The sequence below is a fragment of the Janthinobacterium violaceinigrum genome, assembly GCF_009208555.1.
GTDB classification, from domain to species: Bacteria; Pseudomonadota; Gammaproteobacteria; order Burkholderiales; family Burkholderiaceae_D; genus Janthinobacterium; species Janthinobacterium violaceinigrum.
In genome coordinates this window covers 25692-50646 of record NZ_WFLI01000013.1, presented here as the reverse complement: position 1 = coordinate 50646, position 24955 = coordinate 25692, and the positions used below count along the sequence as shown (strand labels likewise).

Annotated in this window: 19 protein-coding genes and 1 pseudogene; 13 read left to right on the top strand and 7 right to left on the bottom strand. The window is 62.8% G+C overall.

Annotated features, from left to right (window positions below; all coding sequences use genetic code 11):
- Positions 1 to 116 precede the first annotated feature (116 nt).
- From purL to GCN75_RS29955, 3 genes are all read left to right on the top strand, one after another.
- Entirely contained in the window at positions 117 to 4166 is a 4050-nt protein-coding gene (gene purL, locus GCN75_RS13275) for a phosphoribosylformylglycinamidine synthase (protein ID WP_152282945.1), read from the top strand.
- Positions 4167 to 4380: 214 nt separating this feature from the next.
- Positions 4381 to 4524, top strand: coding sequence for a ParA family protein (locus GCN75_RS13270; protein WP_226941362.1), 144 nt, complete (start codon positions 4381 to 4383; stop codon positions 4522 to 4524).
- Positions 4521 to 4775, top strand: a complete 255-nt coding sequence (locus GCN75_RS29955; protein ID WP_152282944.1) for a nucleotidyltransferase family protein — start codon at positions 4521 to 4523, stop codon at positions 4773 to 4775. Before GCN75_RS13270 ends, GCN75_RS29955 begins: the two co-directional genes overlap by 4 nt.
- A gap of 104 nt (positions 4776 to 4879) precedes the next feature.
- Here the strand turns inward: GCN75_RS29955 and GCN75_RS13260 are convergent.
- A pseudogene (locus GCN75_RS13260) lies at positions 4880 to 5703 on the bottom strand (lipid II flippase Amj family protein).
- A gap of 276 nt (positions 5704 to 5979) precedes the next feature.
- Between GCN75_RS13260 and GCN75_RS13255 the strand changes: the two are divergent.
- Positions 5980 to 8022, top strand: a complete 2043-nt coding sequence (locus tag GCN75_RS13255) for a carbohydrate binding domain-containing protein (protein WP_152282943.1) — start codon at positions 5980 to 5982, stop codon at positions 8020 to 8022.
- A 74-nt stretch (positions 8023 to 8096) separates the two neighbouring features.
- Here the strand turns inward: GCN75_RS13255 and GCN75_RS13250 are convergent, their stop codons facing one another.
- The 5 genes from GCN75_RS13250 to GCN75_RS13230 form a co-directional block, all read right to left on the bottom strand.
- On the bottom strand, positions 8097 to 8621 hold the full coding sequence (locus tag GCN75_RS13250; RefSeq protein ID WP_152282942.1) for a hypothetical protein: 525 nt from the start codon (positions 8619 to 8621) through the stop codon (positions 8097 to 8099).
- Positions 8622 to 8684: 63 nt separating this feature from the next.
- On the bottom strand, positions 8685 to 9077 hold the full coding sequence (locus tag GCN75_RS13245; protein ID WP_152282941.1) for a hypothetical protein: 393 nt from the start codon (positions 9075 to 9077) through the stop codon (positions 8685 to 8687).
- A gap of 33 nt (positions 9078 to 9110) precedes the next feature.
- Complete coding sequence (locus GCN75_RS13240) at positions 9111 to 9560, bottom strand: hypothetical protein (RefSeq protein ID WP_152282940.1); 450 nt, start codon at positions 9558 to 9560, stop codon at positions 9111 to 9113.
- A gap of 186 nt (positions 9561 to 9746) precedes the next feature.
- Positions 9747 to 10481, bottom strand: a complete 735-nt coding sequence (locus GCN75_RS13235; RefSeq protein WP_193317493.1) for a helix-turn-helix transcriptional regulator — start codon at positions 10479 to 10481, stop codon at positions 9747 to 9749.
- A gap of 198 nt (positions 10482 to 10679) precedes the next feature.
- The gene (locus GCN75_RS13230; RefSeq protein ID WP_152282938.1) at positions 10680 to 11141 is read right to left on the bottom strand and encodes a hypothetical protein; all 462 of its coding nucleotides are present in this window, start codon (positions 11139 to 11141) and stop codon (positions 10680 to 10682) included.
- A gap of 159 nt (positions 11142 to 11300) precedes the next feature.
- Here GCN75_RS13230 and GCN75_RS13225 point away from each other — a divergent pair, with 159 nt between their 5' ends.
- The 5 genes from GCN75_RS13225 to GCN75_RS13205 are packed head-to-tail and all read left to right on the top strand — an operon-like array spanning position 11301 to position 17741.
- Positions 11301 to 11984, top strand: a complete 684-nt coding sequence (locus GCN75_RS13225) for a vWA domain-containing protein (protein WP_152282937.1) — start codon at positions 11301 to 11303, stop codon at positions 11982 to 11984.
- Between the two features lie 14 nt (positions 11985 to 11998).
- Complete coding sequence (locus GCN75_RS13220) at positions 11999 to 12757, top strand: PP2C family serine/threonine-protein phosphatase (protein ID WP_152282936.1); 759 nt, start codon at positions 11999 to 12001, stop codon at positions 12755 to 12757.
- Positions 12754 to 15093 (top strand): hypothetical protein, encoded by a 2340-nt coding sequence (locus tag GCN75_RS13215; protein WP_152282935.1) that lies wholly within the window; start codon positions 12754 to 12756, stop codon positions 15091 to 15093. Before GCN75_RS13220 ends, GCN75_RS13215 begins: the two co-directional genes overlap by 4 nt.
- Before the next feature lie 9 nt (positions 15094 to 15102).
- The gene (locus GCN75_RS13210) at positions 15103 to 16449 is read left to right on the top strand and encodes a toxin-antitoxin system YwqK family antitoxin (RefSeq protein WP_152282934.1); all 1347 of its coding nucleotides are present in this window, start codon (positions 15103 to 15105) and stop codon (positions 16447 to 16449) included.
- A complete protein-coding gene (locus GCN75_RS13205; RefSeq protein WP_193317492.1) occupies positions 16434 to 17741 on the top strand; it encodes a toxin-antitoxin system YwqK family antitoxin in 1308 nt (435 codons plus the stop codon). Before GCN75_RS13210 ends, GCN75_RS13205 begins: the two co-directional genes overlap by 16 nt.
- Before the next feature lie 39 nt (positions 17742 to 17780).
- Here GCN75_RS13205 and nadB read toward each other — a convergent pair whose 3' ends face one another.
- Positions 17781 to 19394 (bottom strand): L-aspartate oxidase, encoded by a 1614-nt coding sequence (gene nadB / locus GCN75_RS13200; RefSeq protein WP_152259173.1) that lies wholly within the window; start codon positions 19392 to 19394, stop codon positions 17781 to 17783.
- Between the two features lie 202 nt (positions 19395 to 19596).
- Here nadB and GCN75_RS13195 point away from each other — a divergent pair, with 202 nt between their 5' ends.
- The 4 genes from GCN75_RS13195 (at position 19597) to GCN75_RS13180 (ending at position 24941) form a co-directional block, all read left to right on the top strand.
- Positions 19597 to 20985, top strand: coding sequence for a TIGR03013 family XrtA/PEP-CTERM system glycosyltransferase (locus tag GCN75_RS13195; RefSeq protein ID WP_152282932.1), 1389 nt, complete (start codon positions 19597 to 19599; stop codon positions 20983 to 20985).
- The gene (gene prsK / locus GCN75_RS13190) at positions 20982 to 23033 is read left to right on the top strand and encodes an XrtA/PEP-CTERM system histidine kinase PrsK (RefSeq protein ID WP_152282931.1); all 2052 of its coding nucleotides are present in this window, start codon (positions 20982 to 20984) and stop codon (positions 23031 to 23033) included. The genes GCN75_RS13195 and prsK overlap by 4 nt, the downstream gene beginning before the upstream one ends.
- Positions 23034 to 23048: 15 nt before the next feature.
- Positions 23049 to 24404 (top strand): PEP-CTERM-box response regulator transcription factor, encoded by a 1356-nt coding sequence (gene prsR, locus GCN75_RS13185; RefSeq protein WP_152282930.1) that lies wholly within the window; start codon positions 23049 to 23051, stop codon positions 24402 to 24404.
- Positions 24405 to 24497: 93 nt separating this feature from the next.
- Positions 24498 to 24941, top strand: coding sequence for a hemerythrin domain-containing protein (locus GCN75_RS13180; protein ID WP_152282929.1), 444 nt, complete (start codon positions 24498 to 24500; stop codon positions 24939 to 24941).
- Positions 24942 to 24955: the final 14 nt, after the last annotated feature.

The window sequence follows — 24955 nt, the reverse complement described above, 5'->3', positions numbered from 1 at the left end:
GGTCATAAGGCAGGGGTAAAACGGGTATAATGCGCGCAAAGGAAATTTGCCGTACGAAAGATATTGTCATACCTACCTTTAACCCGCAGCCACGCTGCATCAACCACCTTCCAATCATGTTGATACTGCCGGGTTCCAATGCCCTGTCCCATTTCCGTAGCCACCGTCTGTTAAGCCAACTGCAAGCCGTTTCGCCTGCGATTGTTGCCGTGCAAGCACGCTATGTCCATTTCATCGATGCCAGCGCGCCGCTCACCAACGACGACAGTACGCGCCTGGGCGCCTTGCTGACGTACGGCGAACCGGCCCACGCTGACAATTCGGAAGGCGCTGCCGAAGAATTCTTCGTCATCCCCCGTTTCGGCACGATCTCGCCGTGGGCCTCGAAAGCCACCGACATCGCGCACAACTGCGGCATGGCGCACATCAAGCGCGTCGAACGCGGCATCGCTTTCCGCATCAACCTGAAATCGGGCATCCTGGGCAGCGCCATCGGCGCGGGCAAATTGACGGACGAGCAGGTGCAGGCCGTGGCCGACCTGCTGCACGACCGCATGACGGAATCCGTGCTGCGCAGCGCGGACGACGCCAAGGACCTGTTCCGCACCCTGGAAGCGCGTCCGCTGGAATCGATCGACTTGCTGGGGCAGGGCAAGCGTGCTTTGGAAACGGCAAACGTCGAGCTGGGCCTGGCGATGTCGGAAGACGAGATCGACTACCTGGACGCCGCCTTCACCAAGGCCGGCCGCAATCCGACAGACGTGGAACTGATGATGTTCGCGCAGGCGAACAGCGAGCATTGCCGCCACAAGATCTTCAACGCCGACTGGACCATCGACGGCGTGGCGCAGACCAAGTCCCTGTTCGGCATGATCAAGAACACGCACGAACTGCAGCCGAAGGGCACCGTCGTCGCCTACAGCGACAATTCCTCGATTATGGAAGGCGCGACGGTCTCGCGCTTCTACCCGCGCGGCGACAAGCACGAATATGCGGCGTCAAACGAACTGACGCACACCCTGATGAAGGTGGAAACGCATAACCACCCGACGGCCATTTCTCCATTCCCCGGCGCCTCCACGGGTGCGGGCGGCGAGATCCGCGACGAAGGCGCGACGGGCCGCGGCGCCAAGCCGAAGGCTGGCCTGACGGGTTTCACCGTATCGAACCTGTCCCTGCCGGACGCCGTGCGCAGCTGGGAAACGGCCGCTTCCGTGACGGCGCCTTTGGCTTCCCGCACGGATGCGGAGCAATACGGCAAACCGGAACGCATCGCTTCGCCTTTGCAGATCATGATCGAAGGTCCGCTGGGCGGCGCCGCGTTCTCGAACGAATTCGGCCGTCCCGTCCTGGGCGGCTACTTCCGCACGTATGAGCAGAACGTCGGCGCGAAGGAAGCAGGCACTGCGGACGCCGTCTTCGGCTACCACAAGCCCATCATGATCGCCGGCGGCATCGGCAATATCTCGGCGCAGCACACGCACAAGAACGACATCCCCGTCGGCAGCCTGCTGGTGCAGCTCGGTGGCCCGGGCATGCGCATCGGCATGGGCGGCAGCGCCGCCTCGTCGATGACGACGGGCAGCAACACGGCCGACCTGGACTTCGATTCCGTCCAGCGCGGCAATCCGGAAATGGAACGCCGTGCCCAGGAAGTCATCAACGCCTGCTGGCAAATGGGCGCGGACAACCCGATCATCTCCATCCACGACGTGGGTGCGGGCGGCTTGTCGAACGCGTTCCCGGAAATCACCAACGACGCCAAGCGCGGCGCGATTTTCGACCTGCGCAAGATCCCGCTGGAAGAATCGGGCATGGCGCCGAAGGAAATCTGGAGCAATGAGTCGCAGGAACGCTACGTTCTGGCCATCGCGCCGGAAAGCCTGCCCCTGTTCAAAGCCATGTGCGAACGCGAACGCTGCCTGTTCGCCGCCGTGGGCGTGGCCACCGAAGAGCGTCAATTGAAGCTGATCGACCCGGAACTGGGCAACGAACCGGTCGACATGCCGATGGACGTCTTGCTGGGCAAACCGCCGAAGATGCAGCGCGACGTGGTCCACGTGGCCAACGATTTCCCTGCCATCGACCTGACGGGCATGGACTTGACGGATGTGGCGCAAAAAGTGCTGCTGCTGCCTACCGTGGCCGACAAATCCTTCCTGATCACCATCGGCGACCGTAGCGTGGGCGGCATGACCGTGCGCGACCAGATGGTGGGACCATGGCAAGTGCCGGTGGCCGATTGCGCCGTCACCACCATGAGCTTTGAGGGTTATCTGGGCGAAGCGATGGCCATGGGCGAACGTACGCCGCTGGCCGTCATCGACGCCGCCGCCTCGGGCCGCATGGCCGTGGGCGAAGCCGTCACCAACATCGCCGCCGCAGCGATTGCCGACATCTCCGACATCAAATTGTCCGCCAACTGGATGGCCGCCTGCGGCCAGCCTGGCCAGGACGCGGCCCTGTACGACACGGTCAAAGCCGTCGGCATGGACCTGTGCCCGGCGCTGGGCATCAGCATCCCCGTCGGCAAGGATTCGCTGTCGATGCGCACGACATGGAAAGACGAGAGTACGGGTGCGGCGAAATCCGTCACGTCGCCCGTGTCGCTGATCGTTTCCTCGTTCGCGCCAGTGACGGACGTGCGCAAGTCGCTCACGCCGCAACTGAAAACGGACCAGGGCGACACGTCCTTGATCTTGATCGACCTGGGCCGCGGCAAGAACCGCCTGGGCGCCTCGGCGCTGGCACAGGTCATGGGGCAGCTGGGCAACGCCACGCCGGACGTGGACAGCGCGGAAGACTTGAAAGGCTTCTTCGCCGCCATTCAAAAGCTGAACGGCGACGACAAGCTGCTGGCCTACCATGACCGTTCGGACGGAGGCCTGTACGCCACCCTGACGGAAATGGCCTTTGCCGGCCACACGGGCATGTCCGTCAATCTGGACATGCTGACCATGGAAGGCGAGCACTCCAGCGACTGGGGCGACGCCAAGAACTGGACCGGCCAGGTGGCCGAGCGCCGCAACGAACTGACCCTGCGCGCCCTGTTCAGCGAAGAGCTGGGCGCCGTCATCCAGGTGCGCGCGGAAGAAAAATCGCTCGTCATGGACGTGCTGCGCACCTTCAACCTGGGCGCTTGCAGCCATATCATCGGCAAATTGAACGACCGCGACGTGATCGAATTCACGCGCGACGCCAAGCTGATTTACACCCAGCCGCGCGCCGACCTGCACCGCCTGTGGAGCGAAACGAGCTGGCGCATCGCCCGCCTGCGCGACAATCCGGCTTGCGCGGACGCCGAATACGACCGCCTGCTGGACGTGCAAGACCCGGGCATGTCGCCGATCGTCACCTTCGACCAGAACGAGAACATCGCCGCGCCATTCATCGCCACGGGCGTGCGTCCCCGTGTCGCCATCCTGCGCGAGCAGGGCGTCAACTCGCACATCGAGACGGCCTACGTCATGCACCAGGCAGGCTTCACGGCCGTCGACGTGCACATGAGCGACCTGATTGCGGGCCGCGTGAAGCTGGACGACTTCCAGGGCGTCATCGCCGTGGGCGGCTTTTCGTACGGCGACGTGCTGGGCGCAGGCGAAGGCTGGGCGAAAACGATTCTGTTCAACGCCAGCCTGGCGGAACAGTTCGCGCGCTTCTTCAACCGCACCGACAGCTTCGGTTTGGGTATCTGCAACGGCTGCCAGATGATGAGCAATCTGAAATCCATCATCCCCGGCGCCCACGCCTGGCCGAAATTCACGCGTAACAAGTCGGAGAAATTCGAAGGCCGCTTTGCCATGGTCGAAGTGATGGATTCCCCATCGATCTTCTTCAACGGCATGGCCGGCACCCAGGCCGGCATCGCCATCGCCCACGGCGAAGGCTACGCCGACTTCTCGCAAACGGGCGACATCACCCAGGTCACCAAAGCCATGCGCTTTGTCGACAACAAGGGTGCCGCCACGGAAGCGTATCCATACAACCCGAACGGCTCGCCGGAAGGCATCACCTCCGTCACCACGCCAGACGGCCGCTTCACCGTGCTGATGCCGCACGCGGAACGTGTGTTCCGCAGCGTGCAACAGTCCTACCACCCTGAAGCATGGGGCGAGGATTCGCCGTGGATGCGCATGTTCAGGAATGCACGGAAGTTTGTGGGGTAAGTTTTATGTGTTTTGTGTAGATTTGGACGGAAGCCGACATCATTCGATGTCGGTTTTTTTTTGGGGGATTGAGTTTTTTATGGAACGTGAGTTTTCTGAAAATAGTGCTTAGTTGTGTCATATTGATATTCAAATTTTAATATAAATTTGATTTTTTTGAGAATTTGATATATGGTTTCATTTCGACAAATGTGCCTATTTTGTAATTTAAAAAATGAAAATTCTCTCTGTTTTTAACAATAAAGGTGGGGTGGGTAAAACCACATTAACATATCATTTAGCTCACTCCTTAAGTGAGTTAGGTAATAAAGTATTAATCATTGATGCGGATCCTCAGTGTAATCTAAAACTTCTGTGAAGCCATCATATTATACAAGTGTTCATTTTTTGATTGCGCCAGCCAACAGGCTGGATGGGACTTGTTGCGAGGTGCAAGTGCGGACACTGTTTGAGGAGGTTTGGGGGGAGATTGATCATTCAATAAATTATCCAAATAAAACGGATCAAACTGCCAATATTGAACAGCTAAGAGTTTTGTCGAAATTGGTTTCGACTGGGTCGAGATTGGCTGATTCTATATTTAAAATTCATGAGGAGAGAGGGGCTTAAATTTCTCCCTCTGGTTTAACTCGAAAATTATCTTATATATTTATGTGGTGGGACTTCATATTTTTTAATTTGGAGGCCCTGCCATGAATATGGTCCAAGGAAAATTAGAGTCTTTTCGCCACCCCCACAATCACCACCGCCGACGGCACCAGCAAAAACTGCGCAATCAGCGTTCCCGCCAGCCGGCTTCCCACCAGCCACACCACCGCACGCCGGAATTGCGATTCTTCGATCTTGCCCTCGATGACGTCGTCCGTCATGCCCGACATGTGCGGGTCGATGAAGACGGCCATCATGATGGTGGCGCCGCCGTTGATGATGGAGGACAGGGTGCTGGAGGTGACGCGCACGCTGGGGTCCAGCACGCCCGCGTACAAGGCCGCGGTGTAAGGTGGACAAAGATGCGCCCACCGTCCACAGGGCCGTGGCGATGACGTTTCATGGCTGTCATGGAGACGGAGACGCCGGATTTTTCGCGCAGGCCCGTGACGTTGGCGGGCTTGGGCAGGCTGGCGGAAGTCCTGAGGTAGGACAGGCCGCCCTTGAAGACGGCGTGCAGCAGCAGTTTCGGCACCGACCTGTGCACCTGGAAGTGCTCAACGGCGCGGCAGAAGGCGCGCTGGAAGGTGGGGATCAGTATCGCGCCCAGCAAGGTCGCCAGGCTGGCGGAGAACAGCAGCCAGCGGAAGTCCAGCAGCAGGGTGCTGGCGGTGACGTGCTGGTCTATGCCGGTTTCCACGCGCTTGGCGAGGAATGGTCCCAGGAAGGAATTCGAGGTGCGCGACAGCAGCATGAGTATGCTGAGCAGGGCCAGGGACACGGCGATGCGCCGCGTGCGGATGCCGGCGATGCGCACGGAATAGGCGAGGGTGCCGATGATGTGGATGATGAACGTCAGTGCGCAAATCAACATCAATTGCTTGTCCATCACAACCTTGCAATAAAGAAAATGTAATTCCATGCTGCCATGGGATTACTTATTTTTCAACTGCAAATAAATTAATTTTCCTGTGATGGGGGATTTGTGGTGTTTTGGCTGGCGCGCAGTGTATGGCCAGCCCGGCACAGAAACCGGGAACGCACGCTGTGGGGCCGGTGACGGCGGCAGCGCAACTGCGCTGCATGCGTTCGTCTTATTCGAGACGGAATTGCCAAAAATGCAAAAACTTATTAAAATAAAAATTCCACTTTGATAAGGAATGCCATGCGCCAGCTCGCTTTTAGCCGTATCGCCGTACTCATGGGCACTTGCCTGACAGGGCTGGCCATCGCGGCGCCCACTGTGCACCTGTCCGCCAGCCCGGAGGTGGTGGCCAAGGGAACGAGCACCTCGATTGCCTGGGATGCCTTGGGTGCCGAATCGTGCGCTTCATCGTGGTCGCCGTCGCCGTCGCTGCCCCTGACGGGGGCGTACACGCCGCCGGCGCTGCAGGCGGCCACCAGCTATACGGTGACGTGCCAGGGTGGCGGGGCCAGCGTGTCGCAGCAAGTGACGGTGCAGCTGGCGCCCGCCTGCGTGACGAATTGCTTTAGCAAACGCTGGATCTATTTTTATGGCGGTATTGCCTGGGGTAAAAAGACTGCGAACGCGGACTTCAACAAGCTGTCGGCGCTGATCGTCAACGCGGCAGCGCTGGGCTATAACGGCATCGTCGTCAATATCGGCGGCGAAGACTCATATATTTCCGACTCGCGCGATTCGCCCGATTTTGCCGGCAATCTGGCGGCCATCAAGCAATTGGCGCTGGATAAAGGCATCGAACTGATACCGATGGGCGGCCATCCGCACATCCCTGCGCAATTGCAGCCGGAACTGTCGGAAGCGCTTTCCGTGGAAAAGACGCCGTTTGTCGTCAGCCAGGGGCGGGCGGTACCAGCCGTGCGCTGGCTGGCCAACGACAATTTCAGCAACGGCAATGGGCCATGGGACTTGATGGACCCCGGCACGGTCAGCTTCGATAGCGGTACCGACCGCCTCAAGACGGGCAATGTGCCGGGCAAGGGCGCGATCCGGCTGTCGCAGCCGAATGTGCTGCTGCCTGACGGCAGCATGAAGACGCAAACGCGCTTGCACCGGCGGTTTGTCAATATGAAGCCGCACACGGCTTACCGCGTGTCGTTCTGGCTGCGTACGGCGAACTACAAGGCGCCGCTGAAGGTGCAGATCTATGACGATGCGGTCAAGGTGCCGCTGTACCTGAATTTGTATCCGATGGGGCGGGGTACGACGAATGGCGCCTGGAACGTCTTGCCGAACACGGTATTGCCTGACCAGGATTGGACGAACTACAACTTCGATTTCAATACCGGCGCCAATACCAGCATCCGTTTCTACCTTGGCGCCTGGAGCAATGCCAAGAATAACGAGGCGGGCCAAGCCTGGGTAGACGACATGCAGATCCGCGAAATCGGCCTCGCGCATACGGTCACGCGCGCTGGGCTGCCGATAGTCGTCACTTCGGCCGATGGCACGGTGGAGTATTCCTCGGTGAATGGCAAGGATTACGTGGCTGGCACCGAATCGCTGGCCATTCCCGCCACCAGCGCCATCCCCGATGGCAGCAACTTGCTGGTGTCGTGGTACCAGGAGGCGAAGAACATGATGCCGGTCTGGACCTCGCCCGCCAGCGCATGTCCGCCGCAATTCATGGCCTTGCAAAAGCAGGGCTATGAAAAAATCAAGGCGCTGTATCCCACCAGCCAGAAATTCTTCATCAATTATGACGAATGGCGCATCATGAACTGGGACCCGAGCTGCCAGTACGCGAGCGCGGGCGCCTACCTGGCCGGTACGATGACGGCCATGCAGGCGATGGTCAAGCAGGTCAATCCGGGCGTGGAACTGTATGTGTGGAACGACATGTTCGATCCCAACATGAATGCCATCGACAAGTATTTCATGGTCAATGGCAGCCTGCTGGGGGCTGCCGATGGCATCCACCCGAATACCGTCATCGTCAACTGGACGCAGAGAAATGTGTACGTCGACCCGCCGCCGATCCCGCTGCAGCAGTCTTCGTTGAAATTTTTCCACGACCGCAACCTGAAGCAGGTGATCGCCCTGTATTACGACGACTTGCCGCTGACGGACGAATGGCTCGACAACCTGGATGCGGCCGAAGCGGATGGCGTGACGGGCGTCGATGGCTTCATGTACACCACCTGGGTCGACAATGGCAAGTATGAGGACCTGGCGGCAGTCGCCAGCAAGATCAAGGCGCGCGCCAAGGCCCGCTGGCCGCAGTGACGGGAAATGGTGCGCTGGCGTGCCTTGGCTGCTTGTATTCCGGGCAAGCGGCCTCAACCGAAGTCACGGCGCGGCTAGCTCCTGTCCCACCAGGGCGGCGTGCTTGACGACCAGGGGCACGCCATGTCCACTTCGCTGATCCTGTAGCGGATCTCGATCACCTGGCCGGGGCTGAAGGGACCGCGTTTCCAGTCGCCGGAATCAAAGACGTAGCCTTTGCCCTTGATGCAAAGACTGGTCGGATTGCTGCCGATGGGGCCGGTCGAGTGCAGGGTCACGCGCACTTCGCCGTTGGCGTCCAGCGGGGCGTCACCACCCATGAAGAGTAGATCCGAGCCGACATCGCAGACACGGGTGCTGCCCACTTTGCTGCAGTGCTTGATATACGTTTCTTGGCGCGCCTGGGCCAGGTAATCGTCATGCCGCATCGGCTTGCCGTCGTCATAGGTAAAGCGCAGGACGACTGGCGTAGGCTCGCTGGCAGGATGGCGCGTGGTGCTGGTGCAGGCGGCGCTGACCAGGGCCAGCAAGGGCCAGGCCAGCAGGCGCAGGCCGCGGCGCAGCATGGATGGGGATTTGCCGCCGGATGGATGCTGCATGTGGCGTTGCCATTTGTCTCATGATCGGGGCGCCGATCATAGCATGCGCGGACGGCGGTTCCGCTAGCACGCGCCGCGATTCAATTCCTGCAGCACTTTTTGGCACAGCACCCCGTAACCCACGCCCGTGCCCCGCTTGTGGACGGCCAGGTCGTAGCGGGCGCTGATGTCGTCCCACGCCACGCTGCCGGGCAAGGGGTGCAGGGCCTCGTCGAGGTCCATCTCGAAATGGATGAAATGGCCATCGGCGCTCAGCAGCTTGCCGGACACGGCGGGCATGCCGGGGAAGGCCAGCTGCAGGTCGAGCATGATGGCCGCGTCGAGCGCCACGCCGTGGCTGGCCGCGCACTGGCGCAAGGCCTCGGGCACGGGGCGCGCGCGCCACCAGGCCGCCGTCTGCTTGATGGCGGCCAGGGCCAGCGCGTTTTGCTGTTGGACAGAATACTGTTTGCTCATGGCTGCCACCCATGGGGAACGGGGCTTGCCGCATCAACGCGATGCCAGGCTCAGGCTTTGCACGTGGGCGGGCACGATGTCGCCGCTGGCCAGTTTTTCGGCCGGCACCAGCATCTGCACTTCGCCGCCCACGCTACCGTTGTCGCGCAGGTCGATGCGCATGGCCAGTTGCCGGTCGAGCGCCACGAAGCGGTTGCTGTCGGAGGCGATGATGCGGTGCTCTTCCTGGTCGTCGATGCGCGCATACATCATGGCGCCGAGGCTGCCCGCGTTGCGCAGGTAGAGCACCTGGCCGTTCGAGAGCTCATAGGCGCCGCGGAACTGGCCAAACGTTTCGGCACTCATGAAGTATCGGTGTGCCGGCAGTTCTATCGTCTGCAGGCGCCCGCCTGGAATGACGACGGTCTGGCTGTCGGGGAGCGATTGCGCATTGGCCAGCAGGGCGCAGACGCCCAGGGTGCCGGCGAGTATCCATGTTTTCATTTTCCAGCCCATCCTTGAATTGTGGTGCCGTCCGCTGCCGGTGCGGCGATGTTGATGTGGGTGCCAGGCAAATCGAACCGGCTGGTCCGCGTGCGGTGCTGGTACATGGGCAAGGCGCGGGCTGCCGGTCTTGCCAGTGTAGGCAGGCGAGTTGCCGTGCGCATCATCCGATCGGATGACACGGCCTCAGGCGTCGAGCACGGCCAGGTGCGCCGTGGCGCCGTGGATCAGGGCGATCAGCTCGCCCTGGCGCCGCGTATCCGTCTTCAAATACGTGTGGTGCAGATGGGTCTTGACGGTGTTGACGCTGATGCCGCCGCGGGCGGCGATTTCCTCGATGGTGGCACCCTGCGCCAGGGCCTTGCCCACTTGCGCTTCGGCTTGCGTCAAGTCAAACAGCTGGCGCAAGGCAGGAATGGACGTGCTCGTTTGCGTGGGGTCGCGGGCGATCAGCAGCGCGCATGGAGGCTGGCAAGCGGCAAGCGGGGTGACAGTGAGCGCCAGCGGCGCCTGCTGCGTGCGCGTCAGGCGCAGCGACTGGCATTGCGCTGCGCCGCCAGCGCTGGCGATCACCAGGCGCACGGCGCGCACGAGGGCGGGCGGGGCGGCATACGCCAAGTGCGCTGCATGCAAGGCGTGGCCGGCGGGGGTGGCGAAGCGCAGTCCGAGGCTGGCGTCGAGTACCAGCACGGCGGCGCCCATGGCGTCGAGCGCCGCCAGCGCGCAGTGGCTGGCCAGTTGCGACTCGCGCAGGCGCTGCTGCAGGCATCGCGCGCGTTGCAGATGCGGCAAGAGTTCCTGCCATTGCGCACCGTTCAGGCCTGCGCTGTCGAGCTGCGGCCAGTCGTTTTCGCCGCAGGCTGCGCCGTACAGGGCGACTATCAGTTTGCCCACGTCCGCCGTTGCTGCCACTGTCCCCATGCTTGCCCCCATTGCCTGATTACATCAGTGTGCCGCAGGCATGCAGGTGCGGAACTGGGTAAGGGCGGTGTGGCGCAGCGATCCACACTACCTTTGTGAGGAAGGGCTAGTCGCTGCCATCTGGCCTGGGCATCTTTCAAGATAGTACAAACACCGCATCACCGCAATGCGGTGCTGATGGCAGATTGCCGATGTAGCTTACGGACTTCCGTTCATCAAGCGTTGCAAGAGCGTGCGGGATTTTTCATCGCTGGCGTGAACCTGCTGAATTCCCGGGAGCAGCTCGGATGGTTCAAATTTTTTAATCAGCTTGCAATAGTCTTCCGTTTCTCGCGGACAAAATTCGAGTCCCAGCAACGCACAGGTTTTCGCTGCCAAACCACGTCGTTGCATCTCGGACAGGAGGTGGACCCGTTGCTTCAAGGCTCTGGCGAAACCACTCTTGATGAGCTTTCCAAAGGGCATGCCAGGGTCTTCCACGATCACCCGGCATGCGATGCGCACGGCGGCAGGGTGATCATCCAGGATTGCCCGCCGCACATGTTTGCACGCTTGCGACAGACGTATCCCTGGGTGCGCTATTGGCAGCCCTGGTTCGAACTGGTCCAGCTTTTCTCCAAGGAATTCTTCAAGCTCTTCCAGGCTCGCGATAGCGATCATTATCAAGTGCGCTCATGGCAACGGTAGTGGGTGGTTAAATCTCGTACAAATGCGCATTCTAATGCTGCCCGGTGCAATCCGAAGCAATCGGACGCATGGAAAACATATCCATAGGGTAAGCTTCGGGGCTAGGCTATTTCGCAACTCTATCAAAAATACATGACTTCCATAATGATCCCCGACGTCGCCCTGGTCGACAATACCGAACAACGCACGCCGCTGGTGCTCGTGCTGGACTGCTCCGGCAGCATGGATGGCGAACCCGTCTCGCTGCTCAACGATGGCCTGGCCTTGCTGGAACAGGAATTGAAATCCGACGTGATCGCTGCCAAGCGCGTGCGCATCCTCGTGATCCAATACGGCGCCCACGATGAAGCGGTCGTCGCCAGCAACTGGTGCGACGCCATGGATTTCACGGCGCCCCGGTTGGAAGCGAACGGTACCACGCCGACGGGCGCGGCCGTGGAACTGGCGCTGGCGGAAATCGAGCAGGAAAAGCAGCGCTTCCGCCAGGCAGGCGTCGCGTACACGCGGCCGTGGCTGTTCCTGATGTCGGACGGCGAGCCGACGGACCGCTGGCAGCACGGCGCCGAGCAGGCGCGCGCGGCGGAACAGTCGAACAAGGTAGCGATCTTCCCCATCGCCGTGGGTGACAACGCGAATATCGATTCCTTGGGGCATTTTTCCAGCCGGGGCGAGCGGGGCGTGAAGCAGCTGAAAGGCTTGCAATTCCGCGAGCTGTTCCTGTGGCTCAGTGCCAGCATGCAAGTGGTGTCGCAATCGCGTCCCGGCGCGCAGGCGCAACTGGCGTCGACGGACGGCTGGTCGGTCGTGAATACGTGAAAGCCCGCTGATCCATGACTGCAGTACAGAATACCTGGCGCGTGTTCGGCGCCTCCGTCACGGGCAAGGCGCACCTGGATAAAGACATCGCTTGCCAGGATGCGCATGCGCACACCGTCGTGGGCGACGTCTTGCTGGCCATCGTCTGCGATGGTGCCGGTTCCGCCAGGCTCAGCGAGCAGGGCGCGCAGTTTGTCGCAACGCAAACCGTGCAGGCGCTGGCCGGCCGGCTGGAGCAGGGCGCCACCGTGCAGGATTTACAGGACGGCGCGCTGGCGGCCACCCTGGCGCAGATCCGCGCCGCGCTGGACGACATCGCCCGCGCGGCCGACGCCACCGTCGACGACTACGCTGCCACGGTCGTCGGCGTGGTGATGGGAGCCGACACAGGCTTCTTTTTCCACCTGGGCGATGGCCTGGGCGTGGCGCAGCTGGGCGATGGCGGCGAATTGATCTCGCTGCCCGCCAACGGCGAATACGCCAATGAAACCTATTTTCTCAGCGGCGAGCACTGGCGCGAACAGCTGCGGCTGTTGCCGATTCCCCAGTCCGTGCGCGGCGTCGTGCTGATGTCCGACGGCTGCATGCCTTTTGCCATGAGCAAGAACAATGGGGGCCTGTACGCGCCATTCATGGATGCCGTGCAAGGCTATCTGCGCACGGTCGACAGCATCGAGCTGGGCAATGCGGCGCTGGCGTCCACCCTGGCCGACCCGCGCACGCACCAGATCACGGGCGATGACAAGACCCTGCTGCTGGCCTTGCGCGCATGAGCCAGAAGCAGGGTGTGACACCGGGCCTGAGTCCCGGTGGAAAAATTTGGCTGGATAAAGTCCGCAGTCTGATCCTGGGCAAACTGATTAAAAGCGGCGGTGCTGGCAGCGTGTACCTGTTGCCTGACGCGCCTGCACAGGTGGCCAAGCTGTACCACCCGCACCTGGACCGGGCCGCCAACCGGCGCAAGCTCGAAGCGATGCTGGAACTGTCGCCCGAGTTACCCGATCAAATGGAAAACGGCAAGCGCTACGTGCAGATCGCCTGGCCGCAAGCGGCAGTGTTCGACGGCCAGGGCGGATTCGCGGGCTTCGTCATGCCCCTGCTGGACATGGCGCAAACGGCCGAGCTGGAACACATCATGCAGGAGCGGCAGGCGCGCGCGGCCGGCTTGCCCACGGGACTCGGTCCCAAGCTGACCCTGGCCGCCAACCTGGCCGCCGTCATCGACGCGCTGCACCAGCAGCAGCATTACGTGGTCGATCTGAAGCCCGTGAACCTGCGCTTTTACCGCGACTCGCTGTACATCGCCATGCTCGACTGCGACGGTTTCAGCATCCAGGGCCATGCGGAGCGTTTTCCTGCCGAGCAATTTACGGCCGACTACCTGGCGCCGGAATTCCAGCGCAAGGGCATGCCGGCGGGCACGGAAATGGCGCAAGACCGCTTTGCCCTGGCCGTCGTCATCTTCCAGTTGCTCAACTTCGGCATCCACCCGTACAGCGGGCGGCCCGGCAATGCGCAAGTGGCAAGCGACATACCCGGGCGCATCCGCGACGGCTGCTATGCGTACGGCATAAAACGCCACAAGCAGCTGGCGCCGAACGCCACCAGCGGCCATGCGCTGATGCCGCCCGAGCTGCGCGCCATGTTCGACCGCGCGTTTTCCCCGTCGCCGAAACCCCAGCGGCCGTCGGCGTCCGACTGGGCGCAGCTGCTGCGCGGCTATGCGCAGCGCAGCGGAGGCAAGCTCGTCGTGTGTGCCGTGCATCCCGAACACCAGCATTTTGCGGGCCTGGGCTGCGCCGCCTGTGCGCGCGACAAGGTCATCGGTGCTGCCGCGCAAGCGTCGGTGCAGGCGCAGCAGACGCTGCTGCAGCAGCAATCGTTGCCGCAGCAGCGCAGCGCGCGCCGCACGGCGCCGGGGCAGGCGCCGGTTTCCATCCCCTTGGCGGGCAACACTGGCGCCGGCATTTCCGGCAAGGGCTGGGGCGTGGTAGTGGTGCTGATCGTGCTGTTCCTGATCGGCTTTACGGCCTGGACCTCGTCGCCCGATGCAGTGAAGGACAAGGCCAGCCTGCAGGCGCAAGCCGACCAGGCGGCAGGCCTGGAAGTATTTTCCTGGCGTCCGCGCAGGACGGCCGGTTTCCAGCCGTCCGATGCGCGCAAGGCCGTGCGCAGCCTGTCGCAAGCGATCAGCAAGGGCGACGACGATGCCGTCACGCGAGGCTTGCAACTGTTGTACCGTGCCGGCGAAGAAAAGCAGTCCGGCTACGGCGGCGACCGCACGCAGGCGCAGCTGCGCGCCTCGTTGCTGGAAGGCCTGGGCTGGGTGCCCGGCTATGAGCCGGCGCTGGTCGCCAGTTATCTTGATCTGCTGCAAGCCAACCCGCGCGACCATCTGGTGGCGGCGGCCATGGGCCGCATGCACCTGAGCCTGAACGAACCGCAGGCGGCGCGCCAGTACTTCGAGCAAGCCGTGTGGGCGCGCCCGACCGATGGTACGGCCTGGCTGGGCATCGCGGCGGCTGCACAGCTGCGCGGTGGCGACGAGCGCGATGCCGTCAATCTGGTGGCGCTGGCGCGGCTGACGGCTTACCGCTATGCCGTGCAGAACGCCTTGCCGGCGGACCCGGGCGAGCCGGCCGACAATGGCGTCGCGCGCACGATGCAGCGCATGGACCTGACCGCCAGGGTGTTGCGCCTGACGCAACCGGGCGCCTACCAGAAGCGCTGGGACAAGACGCTGGCCGACGGCGCGCTGCTGGCGCAAAAACTCCAGGCCATGCCGCCCCTGCGGGACCAGGTCGGCGGCGTGCAGCGCGAGACGATGACGACGGTCGACTATGGCGTGCTCGATGCAAAGCACGCGACGGGCGAAAACCGCTTGATCCTGACCATTGCCGCCGACGGCAGCCTGACGCATGCGACGGCGGAATTGCCGATGGAACCCATGCTCAACAAGGTGCTGCTCGATAGCGTGAAACGCTGGACCTATCTGCCTGCCGTGCAGCACGGTCAATTGCAGGATGCCAAGGTGGTGGTGCTGGTGCGTTACCGCGATGGCCGGGTCAGCTTCGTGCCGGGCGGTGTCGCCGTCACGGCGGAACATTAGAGGAATACCATGAAAATCAAGACGATATGCGCCGTGCTGGGCGTTTCCTTGTTGTACCCAGGCATGGCGCAGGCGGACATCGTGCAGCGCCTGGTGGTGACCAGCATGGCCGGCGAGCCCGATAGCGAAGGCGGCGATGTCTTTACCATTGCGGGCACGACAGCCTGCGGCGGCAAGCAGATACGCATGGATGCCCGCTCGATGAACCTGGACGAGGCGCCGTACGAAGCGTTGAAAGTCCAGCTTGCTGAACGCATGCGCGCCAGGACGCCCATGCTCGTCACCGTGAAACAATGCCCGGACGATGCGAGCGTGCCCATCGTGCGCGAGATCGCCGCCTGCACGCCAGCCGATTGCGCCGATGGCCGGGCGCGGCTGTACCTGCACGAGCGTTTCTATCCCATCGAGCGGGAACAGGCGCCCAACGTGCTGCTGTTGCCATTGCCGAAAGACAAACTGCCGGGCACGTGGAAGGTGGAAATCTATAGCGTGGCGGGCCGCAAGCTGCGCCTGTCAGGCCACGTCAACCGCGCCGATTATGCACAGGGCGAACTGGTGGGTGGCTATGTCACGTATTACCCCGATGGCAAGATCGAAAAGCAGGTGGCGCAGGATGGGCAAGGCCGGCAGGATGGCTTTACTAGCCTCTATCGTGCCGATGGCAGCCTGGAATCGCGTGGCAACTGGCGTCATGGCTTGCCGGTAGGCACGCACCAGCAATATCACGCCACGGGCAAGCTGCGCGAGGCCAGCGTGTACCGCGAGGGACAGCGCGTGGACGGTCCCGTGCAGACATTTGATGCCAATGGCAAGCTGAGCACCAGTTATGTGCTGCGCGATGGACGCATGGAAGGCGAACTGCTCGCATATTTTCCCGATGGGAAAGTGTCGAACAGAACGCAAGTGAGCAAGGGCAAGTTCAATGGCAGCACCACGGATTACTACCCCGATGGCGCCGTGCGCGCCAGCATGACGCAGCGCAATGATTTACCGGTCGGGGAAGCGCTGGAGTTTTATCCGGATGGCAAGGTGCAAAGCCGCCAGCAGTATGGCGATGGTGGCGGGCTGCTCAGCGTCCGGCGCTACAGTCCCCAGGGCGTGCTGGTGCTGGAGCGACGCTGGGATGCGCGGCTGCGCGAGCAGGGCACGTCGCGCTCGTGGTACGAGAACGGCAAGCCCGAGCACGCGATCGATTACGTGAACGACCGGCGTGACGGCTGGAGCCGCAGCTGGCGCGACGATGGCAGCTTGAAAAGCGAATGCCGGTATGTGGCCGGCAAGGCACAGGGCGACTGCGGCGAAGCGCCGCCAGCGCCGGAATTGCAGCGCAAGGAGCAAGCATGGCGCGCCTTATAAATCACCTTGTTGGCGTCATGCTGCTGTTGCCGGCCATGGCCCAGGCCGAAATCGTGCAGCGGCAAGTGATCACGGCGATCAAGGCCGCGCCAGGCCGCGGCGATGTGCTGACCGTGGACGACGATACGGGCTGCGGCGGCCGGCAGCTGCGCATGGATGCGGCATCGGTCGGGCTGAGCGAGGAGCAGTATGGCGTCATGAAGACCGAGCTGGCCAACATGATACGCGACAGGAACCCCGTGCTGGTGCGCATCCTTGCCTGTCCGGTGCCAGATCAGGCCGGTGCCATTCCCGTTGTCCGCATGCTGCGCGGCTGCGATGCGCACTGTGCCGATGGCAAGGCCCGTCTGTACCTGAACCATAACCTGTCGCGCGGCGAGGCCATGGAAAGCGCGCGTTACGCACTCGTGCTCCCGCTGCCGCCCGGTAAGATACCGGGCACCTGGCAAGTCGAGATCTATCACGTGCGCGAAGGCGAACCGAAGCGGCTGACGGGCCAGGTCAACGCTCCCGATTACCTGCGCGGCAAGCTGGTGGGCAACTACCGCATGTATTACCCGCATGGCCAGCTGGAAATGCAGGTGGAGCAGCAGGAGGGGCGCGGCGTGCAGACGCGGTATCGCCCGGATGGCCAGCTGGCCTTGCGCGCCACTTTGTTCAATGGCGTGCAGGAAAGCGCGGCGGGCCAGTCCCACGACCGGGTGCAGGCCGATGGCCTGGTGGAAACCTTCGACACGGATGGCAAGCTGCGCACGCGCACGACGAGGGTCAAGGGCCAGCCGGACGAATCGCTGCTGTTCTATCCGGACGGCGCCGTGGAAAGCCGCAGCCAGTATGTCAATGGCATCATCACGGGACCGAGCACCGGCTATTTCCCCGATGGCAAGGTGCAGCGCACGACGCATTACGTCGATGGCCAGCCGGCGGGCGAGAGCGTGGAATATTATCCGGACGGCAAAGTCGCCAGCAAGCGCACGCACAGCGGCCGCAATATCCTGCGCAGCGAACAGCGCTTCAGCCAGGCCGGCATATTGATCGTGCACAAGCAGTGGAACGCAGGCGGACGCGAGGAGGGTGCATTGCGCTCCTGGTATGCCGACGGCAAGCCGAAGCAGCTGATCGAATACGTCGATGGCGAGCGCCAAGGCTGGACGCGGCACTGGCGCGCGGATGGCAGCGTGGAAAGCGAGTGCCGCTATGTGGCCGATGTGCCGCAGGGGGAATGCACGGGCGATTCTGCCAAGCTTTCGTACACGGAAGATGGCATCGGGTTTGACATGCCGGAAGAATAATGCGCGCCAGTGCATGCCCGGCGCGCATTCCAGCCGCTGTTAGCGGTGCGGCGGCGTCAGCACGCTGGCGATGGCCTTCGGCAAGGTTTCCGGATAGTCGCGGCTGAAGTGCAGGCCGCGGCTTTCGCGGCGGGACAGGGCGCTGTTGACGATCATCGAAGCCACGTCGACGAGATTGCGCAGTTCCAGCAAGTCGTGCGTGATGCGGAAGTTGCGGTAGTACTCGTCGATTTCTTCCTTCAGCAGGGCAATGCGGTGCTGGGCCCGCTCCAGGCGCTTGGTCGTGCGCACGATGCCCACGTAATTCCACATGAAGCGGCGCAGTTCGTCCCAATTGTGCGAAATCACCACTTCCTCGTCCGCATCCGTGACGCGGCTTTCATCCCAGTCGGGCAGGTAGGGCGTGCCCAGCTTTTCCTTGCTTTCGATATCCTGTGCGCAGGCGCGGCCGATGACGATACATTCGAGCAGGGAATTCGACGCCAGGCGGTTCGCGCCATGCAAGCCCGTGCACGCCGTCTCGCCCACCGCGTACAGGCCCGGCAGGTCGGCGCGGCCGGACAGGTCCGTCACGACGCCGCCGCACGTGTAGTGGGCGGCGGGCACGATGGGAATCGGCTGCTTGGTGATGTCGATGCCCAGTTCCAGGCAGCGCGCGTAGATGGTGGGGAAGTGTTCGATGAGGAATTCGGCCGGCTTGTGGCTGATGTCCAGGTGCACGTAGTCGAGGCCTCGTTTCTTGATCTCGAAGTCGATGGCGCGCGCCACCACGTCGCGCGGCGCCAGTTCGGCCCGCTCGTCGTGGGCCAGCATGAAGCGCGTTCCCGCTGCGGCGCCTGCTTCAGGCGGCAGTTTCAGCAAGCCCCCTTCGCCACGGATGGCTTCGGTGATCAGGAAGGACTTCGCGTAAGGGTGGTACAGGCAGGTGGGGTGGAACTGGATGAATTCCATGTTCGACACGCGGCAGCCGGCGCGCCAGGCCATGGCGATGCCGTCGCCGCTGGCCGTGTCGGGATTCGTTGTATATAAATACACCTTGCCGGCGCCGCCCGTGGCCAGCACCGTGTGCTCGGCGGCAAAGGTCAGGACCTTGCCCGTTTGCTCATCCTGCACGTACAGGCCATGGCAATGCGGTTGCGCGTTGCGCTGCGCGGGTTTCATGCCCAGCTTGTCGGAAGTGATGAGGTCGATTGCGCAATGGTGTTCGAACAGGGTGATGTTCGGGTGGGCGCGCACCTTTTCTTCCAGCGTGACTTGCACGGCGTGGCCCGTGGCGTCGGCCGCGTGGATGATGCGGCGCTGGCTGTGTCCCCCTTCGCGGGTCAGGTGAAAACCCAGCTCGGCCGAGGCGTCGCGCGTAAACGGCACGCCTTGCTCGATCAGCCATTCGATGGCTTCGCGGCCGTGTTCGACGATGTAGCGCGTGGCGCTCTCGTCGCACAGGCCGCCGCCCGCGATCAGGGTGTCTTCGATGTGTTGCTGGTGGCTGTCGCCCGAGTCCAGCACGGCCGCGATCCCGCCCTGCGCCCAGTTGCTGGCGCCATCGAGCAGCGCGCGTTTGGAAATGATCGCGACGGTGCGCGTCTCAGCTAAATGCAGTGCAACCGATAAACCCGCCAGGCCACTGCCGACAATCGCTACATCAAATTTCATGACATTTATCTCTTTTAGGGGATGCATACTATATGCCATTTCCCTGCATTCGGTAATGTGTTGAGATAAATTCTGCAAGCAAAAGATAGCTGGGGCCGTAGCTTGTGGCGCATCAATGTCTTCGCGGAACAGTTCGCCATGATGGCAGGACAGCTGCAGGCCGCCCCGTGCCGGCCCGATGCTTCTTGCCGCAGGAGGAACCATGATCCGCATCTTCAGCCATTATGTCTCGAAAACAGCGTTTATCTTGCTGTTGCTGGAAATCATGATCCTGCTGCTGTCGGCCACCCTGACTTCCTTGCTGTGGCTGGCGGACGGCAACCGCCTCGTGCGGGCGAGCGAGGTCTACCTGTCTTCCTCGATCTTTACGCTGGTCATCGTGCTCTGCATGAGCGCGCTGGGCATGTACCAGCACCGTTCGCGCGAAGATATCCGCAACACCCTGCTGCGCATCCTGCCGTCGTTTGCGCTGGGCTTTGCCGTGCTCAGCGTGCTGATACGCTTCATTCCCGCGCTGCAATTCGGGCGCGGCAGCGTGCTGATCTTCGGCCTGGGCGCCATCGGCGTGCTGCTGGCGCGCCTGGTGGTGTTCAAATCCTCGCAATCGGCGCTGATGGAAGGCCGGCTGATCCTCGTGGGCGGCGGGGCGCTGGCGCGCGAATGCATGGATTTGGCTGCCAGCAAGATCGGTTTCCACCAGTTTACCGTCGTCGGCTGCATCGATGTGGCTGGCGAGCAATGCTGCGTGCCGGCCTCGGCTTTGCTGCCGGCCGAACCATCGCTGCTGGCCATGGCCCAGCGCCATGCCGCGCATGAAATCGTCGTCTCCGTCAGCGACCGGCGCAATGGCGCGTTTCCTGCCAAGCAACTATTGGAATGCGCGCTGGGCGGCGTCAAGGTGATCGACGCGGCCACGTTTTTCGAGCGCGAGGCGTGCCAGATCCGCATCGATTCCCTGCAGCCCAGCTATCTGATCTATGGCGGCGGCTTCGACCAGAGTTTCTTCCGCGCCGCGTCGAAGCGCCTATTCGACCTGGCCGCCAGCAGCGTCATCTGCCTGGCGGCGCTGCCCGTGATGCTGGCGACGGCCGTCTGCATCCGTCTGGAAGACGGCGGCCCCGTGTTTTACCAGCAGGAGCGGGTGGGACGCGATGGCTTGCCGTTCAACGTGCTGAAATTTCGCAGCATGCGCTGCGATGCCGAGCGTGACGGCAAGCCCATCTGGGCGCAGGCCAACGATGCGCGCATCACGCGCGTGGGCAATTGGATCCGCAAGCTGCGCATCGACGAGCTGCCGCAGATGTTCAATGTGTTTCGCGGCGAGATGAGCTTTGTGGGGCCCCGTCCCGAGCGCGCCTACTTTGTCGAGCAACTGAAGCAGCAGGTGCCGTACTACAACATCCGCCACAGCATCAAGCCCGGCATCACGGGCCTGGCGCAGGTGCGCTATCAATATGGCGCCTCCGTCGATGACGCCGTGAAGAAGCTGCAATATGATTTGTATTATGTGAAAAATAACAGCCTGTTCCTCGACCTGCTGATCCTGCTCGACACGGTGCAGGTGGTGCTGTTTGGCAAGGGCAGCCGATGATGCGGGCGCAGTCGGCCTGGCTGGCGGCCGCCGACGCGGCAGCGCTCAGCCATGGCCTGGCGTCGCTGGCCTTCTTCGCGCTGGCGCTGCTTCTGATCAGCAACTGGCGGGCCCGGCAGAACGTGCGGGCCTTGCTGGTGGCGTGCCTGGCGACGGGCGGCTGGGCCACGGGCACGGTGGTGCTGGTGCTGCTGGGGCAGCGCGTCTCGCTGGCCGGTGATGCGCTCGAATTGCTGCGCACCCTGGCCTGGCTGGTGTTCCTGTTGCTGCTGATCGAACCGTCGCGGCCCCGCTTGCGCCTCGTGCTGGCCGGCATCGTCCTCACGGCGCTGGCGCCCGCATTGTGCGCGCTGGCCTCGTCGTGGCTGGCGCTGCCTTTGCCGGCGCGCATCATCGCCAGCGCCAGCCGTTTGCTGCTGTCCGTGCTGGGCATGCTGCTGGTGGAACAATGGTACCGCAACACGCCGCCGTTGAAACGCTGGGGCATCAAGTTTGCGTGCCTGGGCGTGGGCGGCCTGTTCGCCTACGATTTCTACCTGTACAGCGATGCCTTGCTGTTTCGTGCGATCAACGACGATATCTGGGCCGCGCGCGGCATTGTCGACGCCCTGTGCGCGCCGCTCCTGGCCGTGTCGGCCGCGCGCAATCCGGGCTGGGCGCTGGGCCTGTCCGTCTCGCGCCAGATGCTGTACCGCTCGGCCGCCTTGCTGGGCTCGGCCATCTATCTGCTGGCCATGGCGGCCAGCGCGTACTACCTGCGCTATTTCGGCGGCACCTGGGGCTCGCTGATGCAGATGGCTTACCTGGGCGGCGCGGCCCTGCTGCTGGCGGGTGTGCTGTTTTCCGGCAGCCTGCGGGCCAAGCTCAAGGTGACCATCAATAAACATTTTTATAACGCCATCTTCGATTACCGCGAAGAATGGCTGAGATTTACGCGCGCGCTGTCCGAAAATGGCCCGGCCCTGGGCGAGCGCACGATACAGGCGATGGCGCAACTGGTGGAAAGCCGCGCCGGCGCGCTGTGGATCTTGCGCGACCAGGGACAGTTTGCCCCGGCCGCCAGCTGGAACTGGCCGCCGTCCGCCTGGAGCGAGCCGGCCACTGGCCTCTTGTGCCAGTTCCTGGAGGCAAGGCAATGGGTGGTCGACGTGCCCGATTGCCGGCAAAACCCCCGCCAGTACGGCGGCTTGCTGTTGCCGCCTCCGCTGCTGGCGCTGCCGGACGTGTGGCTGCTGGTGCCCCTGATGCTGCATGGCCAGCTGTTCGCGTTTGTCGCGCTGGCGCGGCCCCGCACGCGCATCGGCCTGAACTGGGAAATCCTCGACGTGCTGAAAATTGCCGGCAGCCAAGCCGCCAGCTACCTGGCGCACCGCGAATCGCTCGATACCCTGACGGTGTCGCGCCAGTTCGATTCGTTCAACCGCATGTCCACTTTCATCGTGCACGACCTCAAGAACCTCGTGTTCCAGCTGTCCCTGTTGTTGAGCAATGCGGAAAAGCACCGCGCCAATCCCGCCTTCCAGGAAGACATGCTGGGTACCCTGGATCATTCCGTGCAGAAAATGAAGACCTTGCTGCAGAAACTGGCGCGTGGCGAGGCGCCGGAAGCGCCGGCGCCGCTGCTGCTCGATGGCTTGCTGCGCCAGGCCGTGGCCGCCAAGGCCAGCCTGGCGCCCGCGCCGCGGCTGGAAATTGTCGATGGCGAGCTGACGGTGCTGGCCAACCGGGCGCGGCTGGAGCGCGTGCTGGGCCATCTGATCCAGAACGCCATCGAAGCCACGGCCAGCGATGGCAAGGTGGCCGTGCGGCTGCGGCGCGAGCAGCACACGGCCGTGGTCGAACTCGACGATACAGGGCAGGGCATGAGCGAGCAATTCATCCGCGAACGCCTGTTCAAGCCGTTCGACACGACCAAGACGGCGGGCATGGGCATCGGCGTGTTCGAAAGTCGCGAATATCTGCGCGAAGTGGGCGGCAGCCTGGAAGTGCGCAGCGAGCCGCAGGTGGGCACGACGTTCCGCGTGATCCTGCCGCTGCATGCCGCGTGAACAGAAAGGAAGAACATGGCCAAGCAAAAACTGCTTGTCATCGAAGACGATCCCGGCCTGCAAAAGCAGCTGCACTGGAGTTTTGACGGTTATGACGTCTTGCTGGCGGGCGAGCGCGAAGCGGCGCTGGCGCTGGTGCGGCGCCACCAGCCGGCCGTCGTGACGATGGACCTGGGCTTGCCGCCCGATCCGGACGGCGCCACGGAAGGGCTGGCCACCTTGCAGCAGATTCTTGCGCTGGCGCCGGACACGAAGGTCATCATTCTTTCCGGTAACCAGGAGCGCGCGCATGCGTTAAAGGCCATCGCGCTGGGCGCCTACGATTTCCACCAGAAACCATTCGACGCCGACATGCTGGGCCTGGTCATCGCCCGCGCGTTCTACCTGCACGCCATGCAGCAGGAAAACCGCCGCATGCTGCAGACGCAGGCCGATTCGCCGCTGGCCGGCATCGTCAGCCGCGATCCCGGCATGCTGAAACTGTGCCGCAGCGTGGAAAAGGTGGCGCCCTCGTCGGCCAGCGTCATGCTGCTGGGCGACTCGGGCAGCGGCAAGGAATTGATTGCGCGTGGCTTGCATGCGCTGTCCAGCCGCCACGCGCAGCGCTTCGTTGCCATCAATTGCGCGGCCATTCCCGAAAACCTGCTGGAAAGCGAGCTGTTCGGCTATGAGCGGGGCGCGTTTACGGGCGCGGCGCGGCAAACCCTGGGCAAGATCGAACTGGCCCACGGCGGCACCTTTTTTCTCGACGAGGTCGGCGACATGCCGATGGCGCTGCAGGCAAAATTGCTGCGCTTCCTGCAGGAGCGGGTGATCGAACGGGTGGGCGGACGGGCCGAGATCGCCGTCGACGTGCGCATCGTGTGCGCCACGCACCAGGACTTGAAGGTGCTGGCGGAACAGGGACGCTTCCGCGAAGACCTGTTTTACCGCCTCAGCGAAATCGTGCTGCGCATTCCGCCCCTGCGCGAACGGGCCGGCGATGCTGCCTTGCTGGCCCACCATTTCAAGAACAAGTTCTGCGCCAGCGAAGGGCGCAGCAACCTGCATTTCAGCGCCGGCGCGCTGCAGCTGATCGAAAGCTATGGCTGGCCCGGCAATGTGCGCGAAGTGGAAAACTGCATCAAGCGGGCCGTCATCATGAGCGACGGTCCGCAGATCGCGGTCGATGACCTGGGCTTGCCCGCCAGCGCGCAGGCGGCGCCCGTTGAAGACGCCATCAACCTGCGCCAGGCCCGCGAGGCGGCCGAGTACAAGGTGATGGTGCGCGCGCTGGCGCGGGCCGACGGCAATATCGCCCGCGCGGCTGAATTGCTGGGCGTAAGCCGGCCCACCCTGTACGACCTGATGAGCCATCACGGCATCAAGTAGGCAGGTAACTAAATATCAAGATTGTGTATGGCGTCGCACATACGCTGGCGCCGCCGTGGCGCATCCTTGCCTCATCCACAACGAGGAGGCGCCATGAACGCGATCAGCTTATTGATGCAAGACCACAAGGCTGTCAAAGCCTTGTTTGCCCAGTATGAAGGCTTGAGCGACCGCTCTTTTGCCACGAAGAAAAAGCTGGCCGACCAGATCTGCCAGGAATTGACCGTGCACACGCAGCTGGAAGAAGAAATCTTCTATCCGGCCGTGCGCCGCCCCATCCACGATGGCGACCTGATGGATGAGGCCGTCGTCGAGCACGCGAGCGCCAAGGAACTCATCGCGCAGATCGAAGCGATGGACCCTGCCGACGACCTGTACGACGCCAAGGTCAAGGTGTTGTCCGAGCAGATCGAACACCACGTCAAGGAAGAGGAAAACGACATGTTTCCCAAAGTGCGCCACACGGCCGTCGACCTGGACGCGCTGGGCCGGGAAATGGCCGCGCGCAAGGAACAGCTGACGGGCGTCGCTGCCTGAACGCCATAACCATT

Coding starts and splice junctions, on each gene's coding strand:
- GCN75_RS13230 (WP_152282938.1), bottom strand. CDS start 11,141: ATGATCGCTATCGCGAGCCTGGAAGAGCTTGAAGAATTCCTTGGAGAA.
- GCN75_RS13245 (WP_152282941.1), bottom strand. CDS start 9,077: ATGAGCAAACAGTATTCTGTCCAACAGCAAAACGCGCTGGCCCTGGCC.
- GCN75_RS13205 (WP_193317492.1), top strand. CDS start 16,434: ATGGCGCGCCTTATAAATCACCTTGTTGGCGTCATGCTGCTGTTGCCG.
- GCN75_RS13255 (WP_152282943.1), top strand. CDS start 5,980: ATGCGCCAGCTCGCTTTTAGCCGTATCGCCGTACTCATGGGCACTTGC.
- prsK (WP_152282931.1), top strand. CDS start 20,982: ATGATGCGGGCGCAGTCGGCCTGGCTGGCGGCCGCCGACGCGGCAGCG.
- GCN75_RS13225 (WP_152282937.1), top strand. CDS start 11,301: ATGACTTCCATAATGATCCCCGACGTCGCCCTGGTCGACAATACCGAA.
- GCN75_RS13250 (WP_152282942.1), bottom strand. CDS start 8,621: ATGCAGCATCCATCCGGCGGCAAATCCCCATCCATGCTGCGCCGCGGC.
- GCN75_RS13180 (WP_152282929.1), top strand. CDS start 24,498: ATGAACGCGATCAGCTTATTGATGCAAGACCACAAGGCTGTCAAAGCC.
- GCN75_RS13235 (WP_193317493.1), bottom strand. CDS start 10,481: ATGGGGACAGTGGCAGCAACGGCGGACGTGGGCAAACTGATAGTCGCC.
- nadB (WP_152259173.1), bottom strand. CDS start 19,394: ATGAAATTTGATGTAGCGATTGTCGGCAGTGGCCTGGCGGGTTTATCG.
- GCN75_RS13195 (WP_152282932.1), top strand. CDS start 19,597: ATGATCCGCATCTTCAGCCATTATGTCTCGAAAACAGCGTTTATCTTG.
- purL (WP_152282945.1), top strand. CDS start 117: ATGTTGATACTGCCGGGTTCCAATGCCCTGTCCCATTTCCGTAGCCAC.
- GCN75_RS13270 (WP_226941362.1), top strand. CDS start 4,381: ATGAAAATTCTCTCTGTTTTTAACAATAAAGGTGGGGTGGGTAAAACC.
- prsR (WP_152282930.1), top strand. CDS start 23,049: ATGGCCAAGCAAAAACTGCTTGTCATCGAAGACGATCCCGGCCTGCAA.
- GCN75_RS13210 (WP_152282934.1), top strand. CDS start 15,103: ATGAAAATCAAGACGATATGCGCCGTGCTGGGCGTTTCCTTGTTGTAC.
- GCN75_RS13240 (WP_152282940.1), bottom strand. CDS start 9,560: ATGAAAACATGGATACTCGCCGGCACCCTGGGCGTCTGCGCCCTGCTG.
- GCN75_RS13220 (WP_152282936.1), top strand. CDS start 11,999: ATGACTGCAGTACAGAATACCTGGCGCGTGTTCGGCGCCTCCGTCACG.
- GCN75_RS13215 (WP_152282935.1), top strand. CDS start 12,754: ATGAGCCAGAAGCAGGGTGTGACACCGGGCCTGAGTCCCGGTGGAAAA.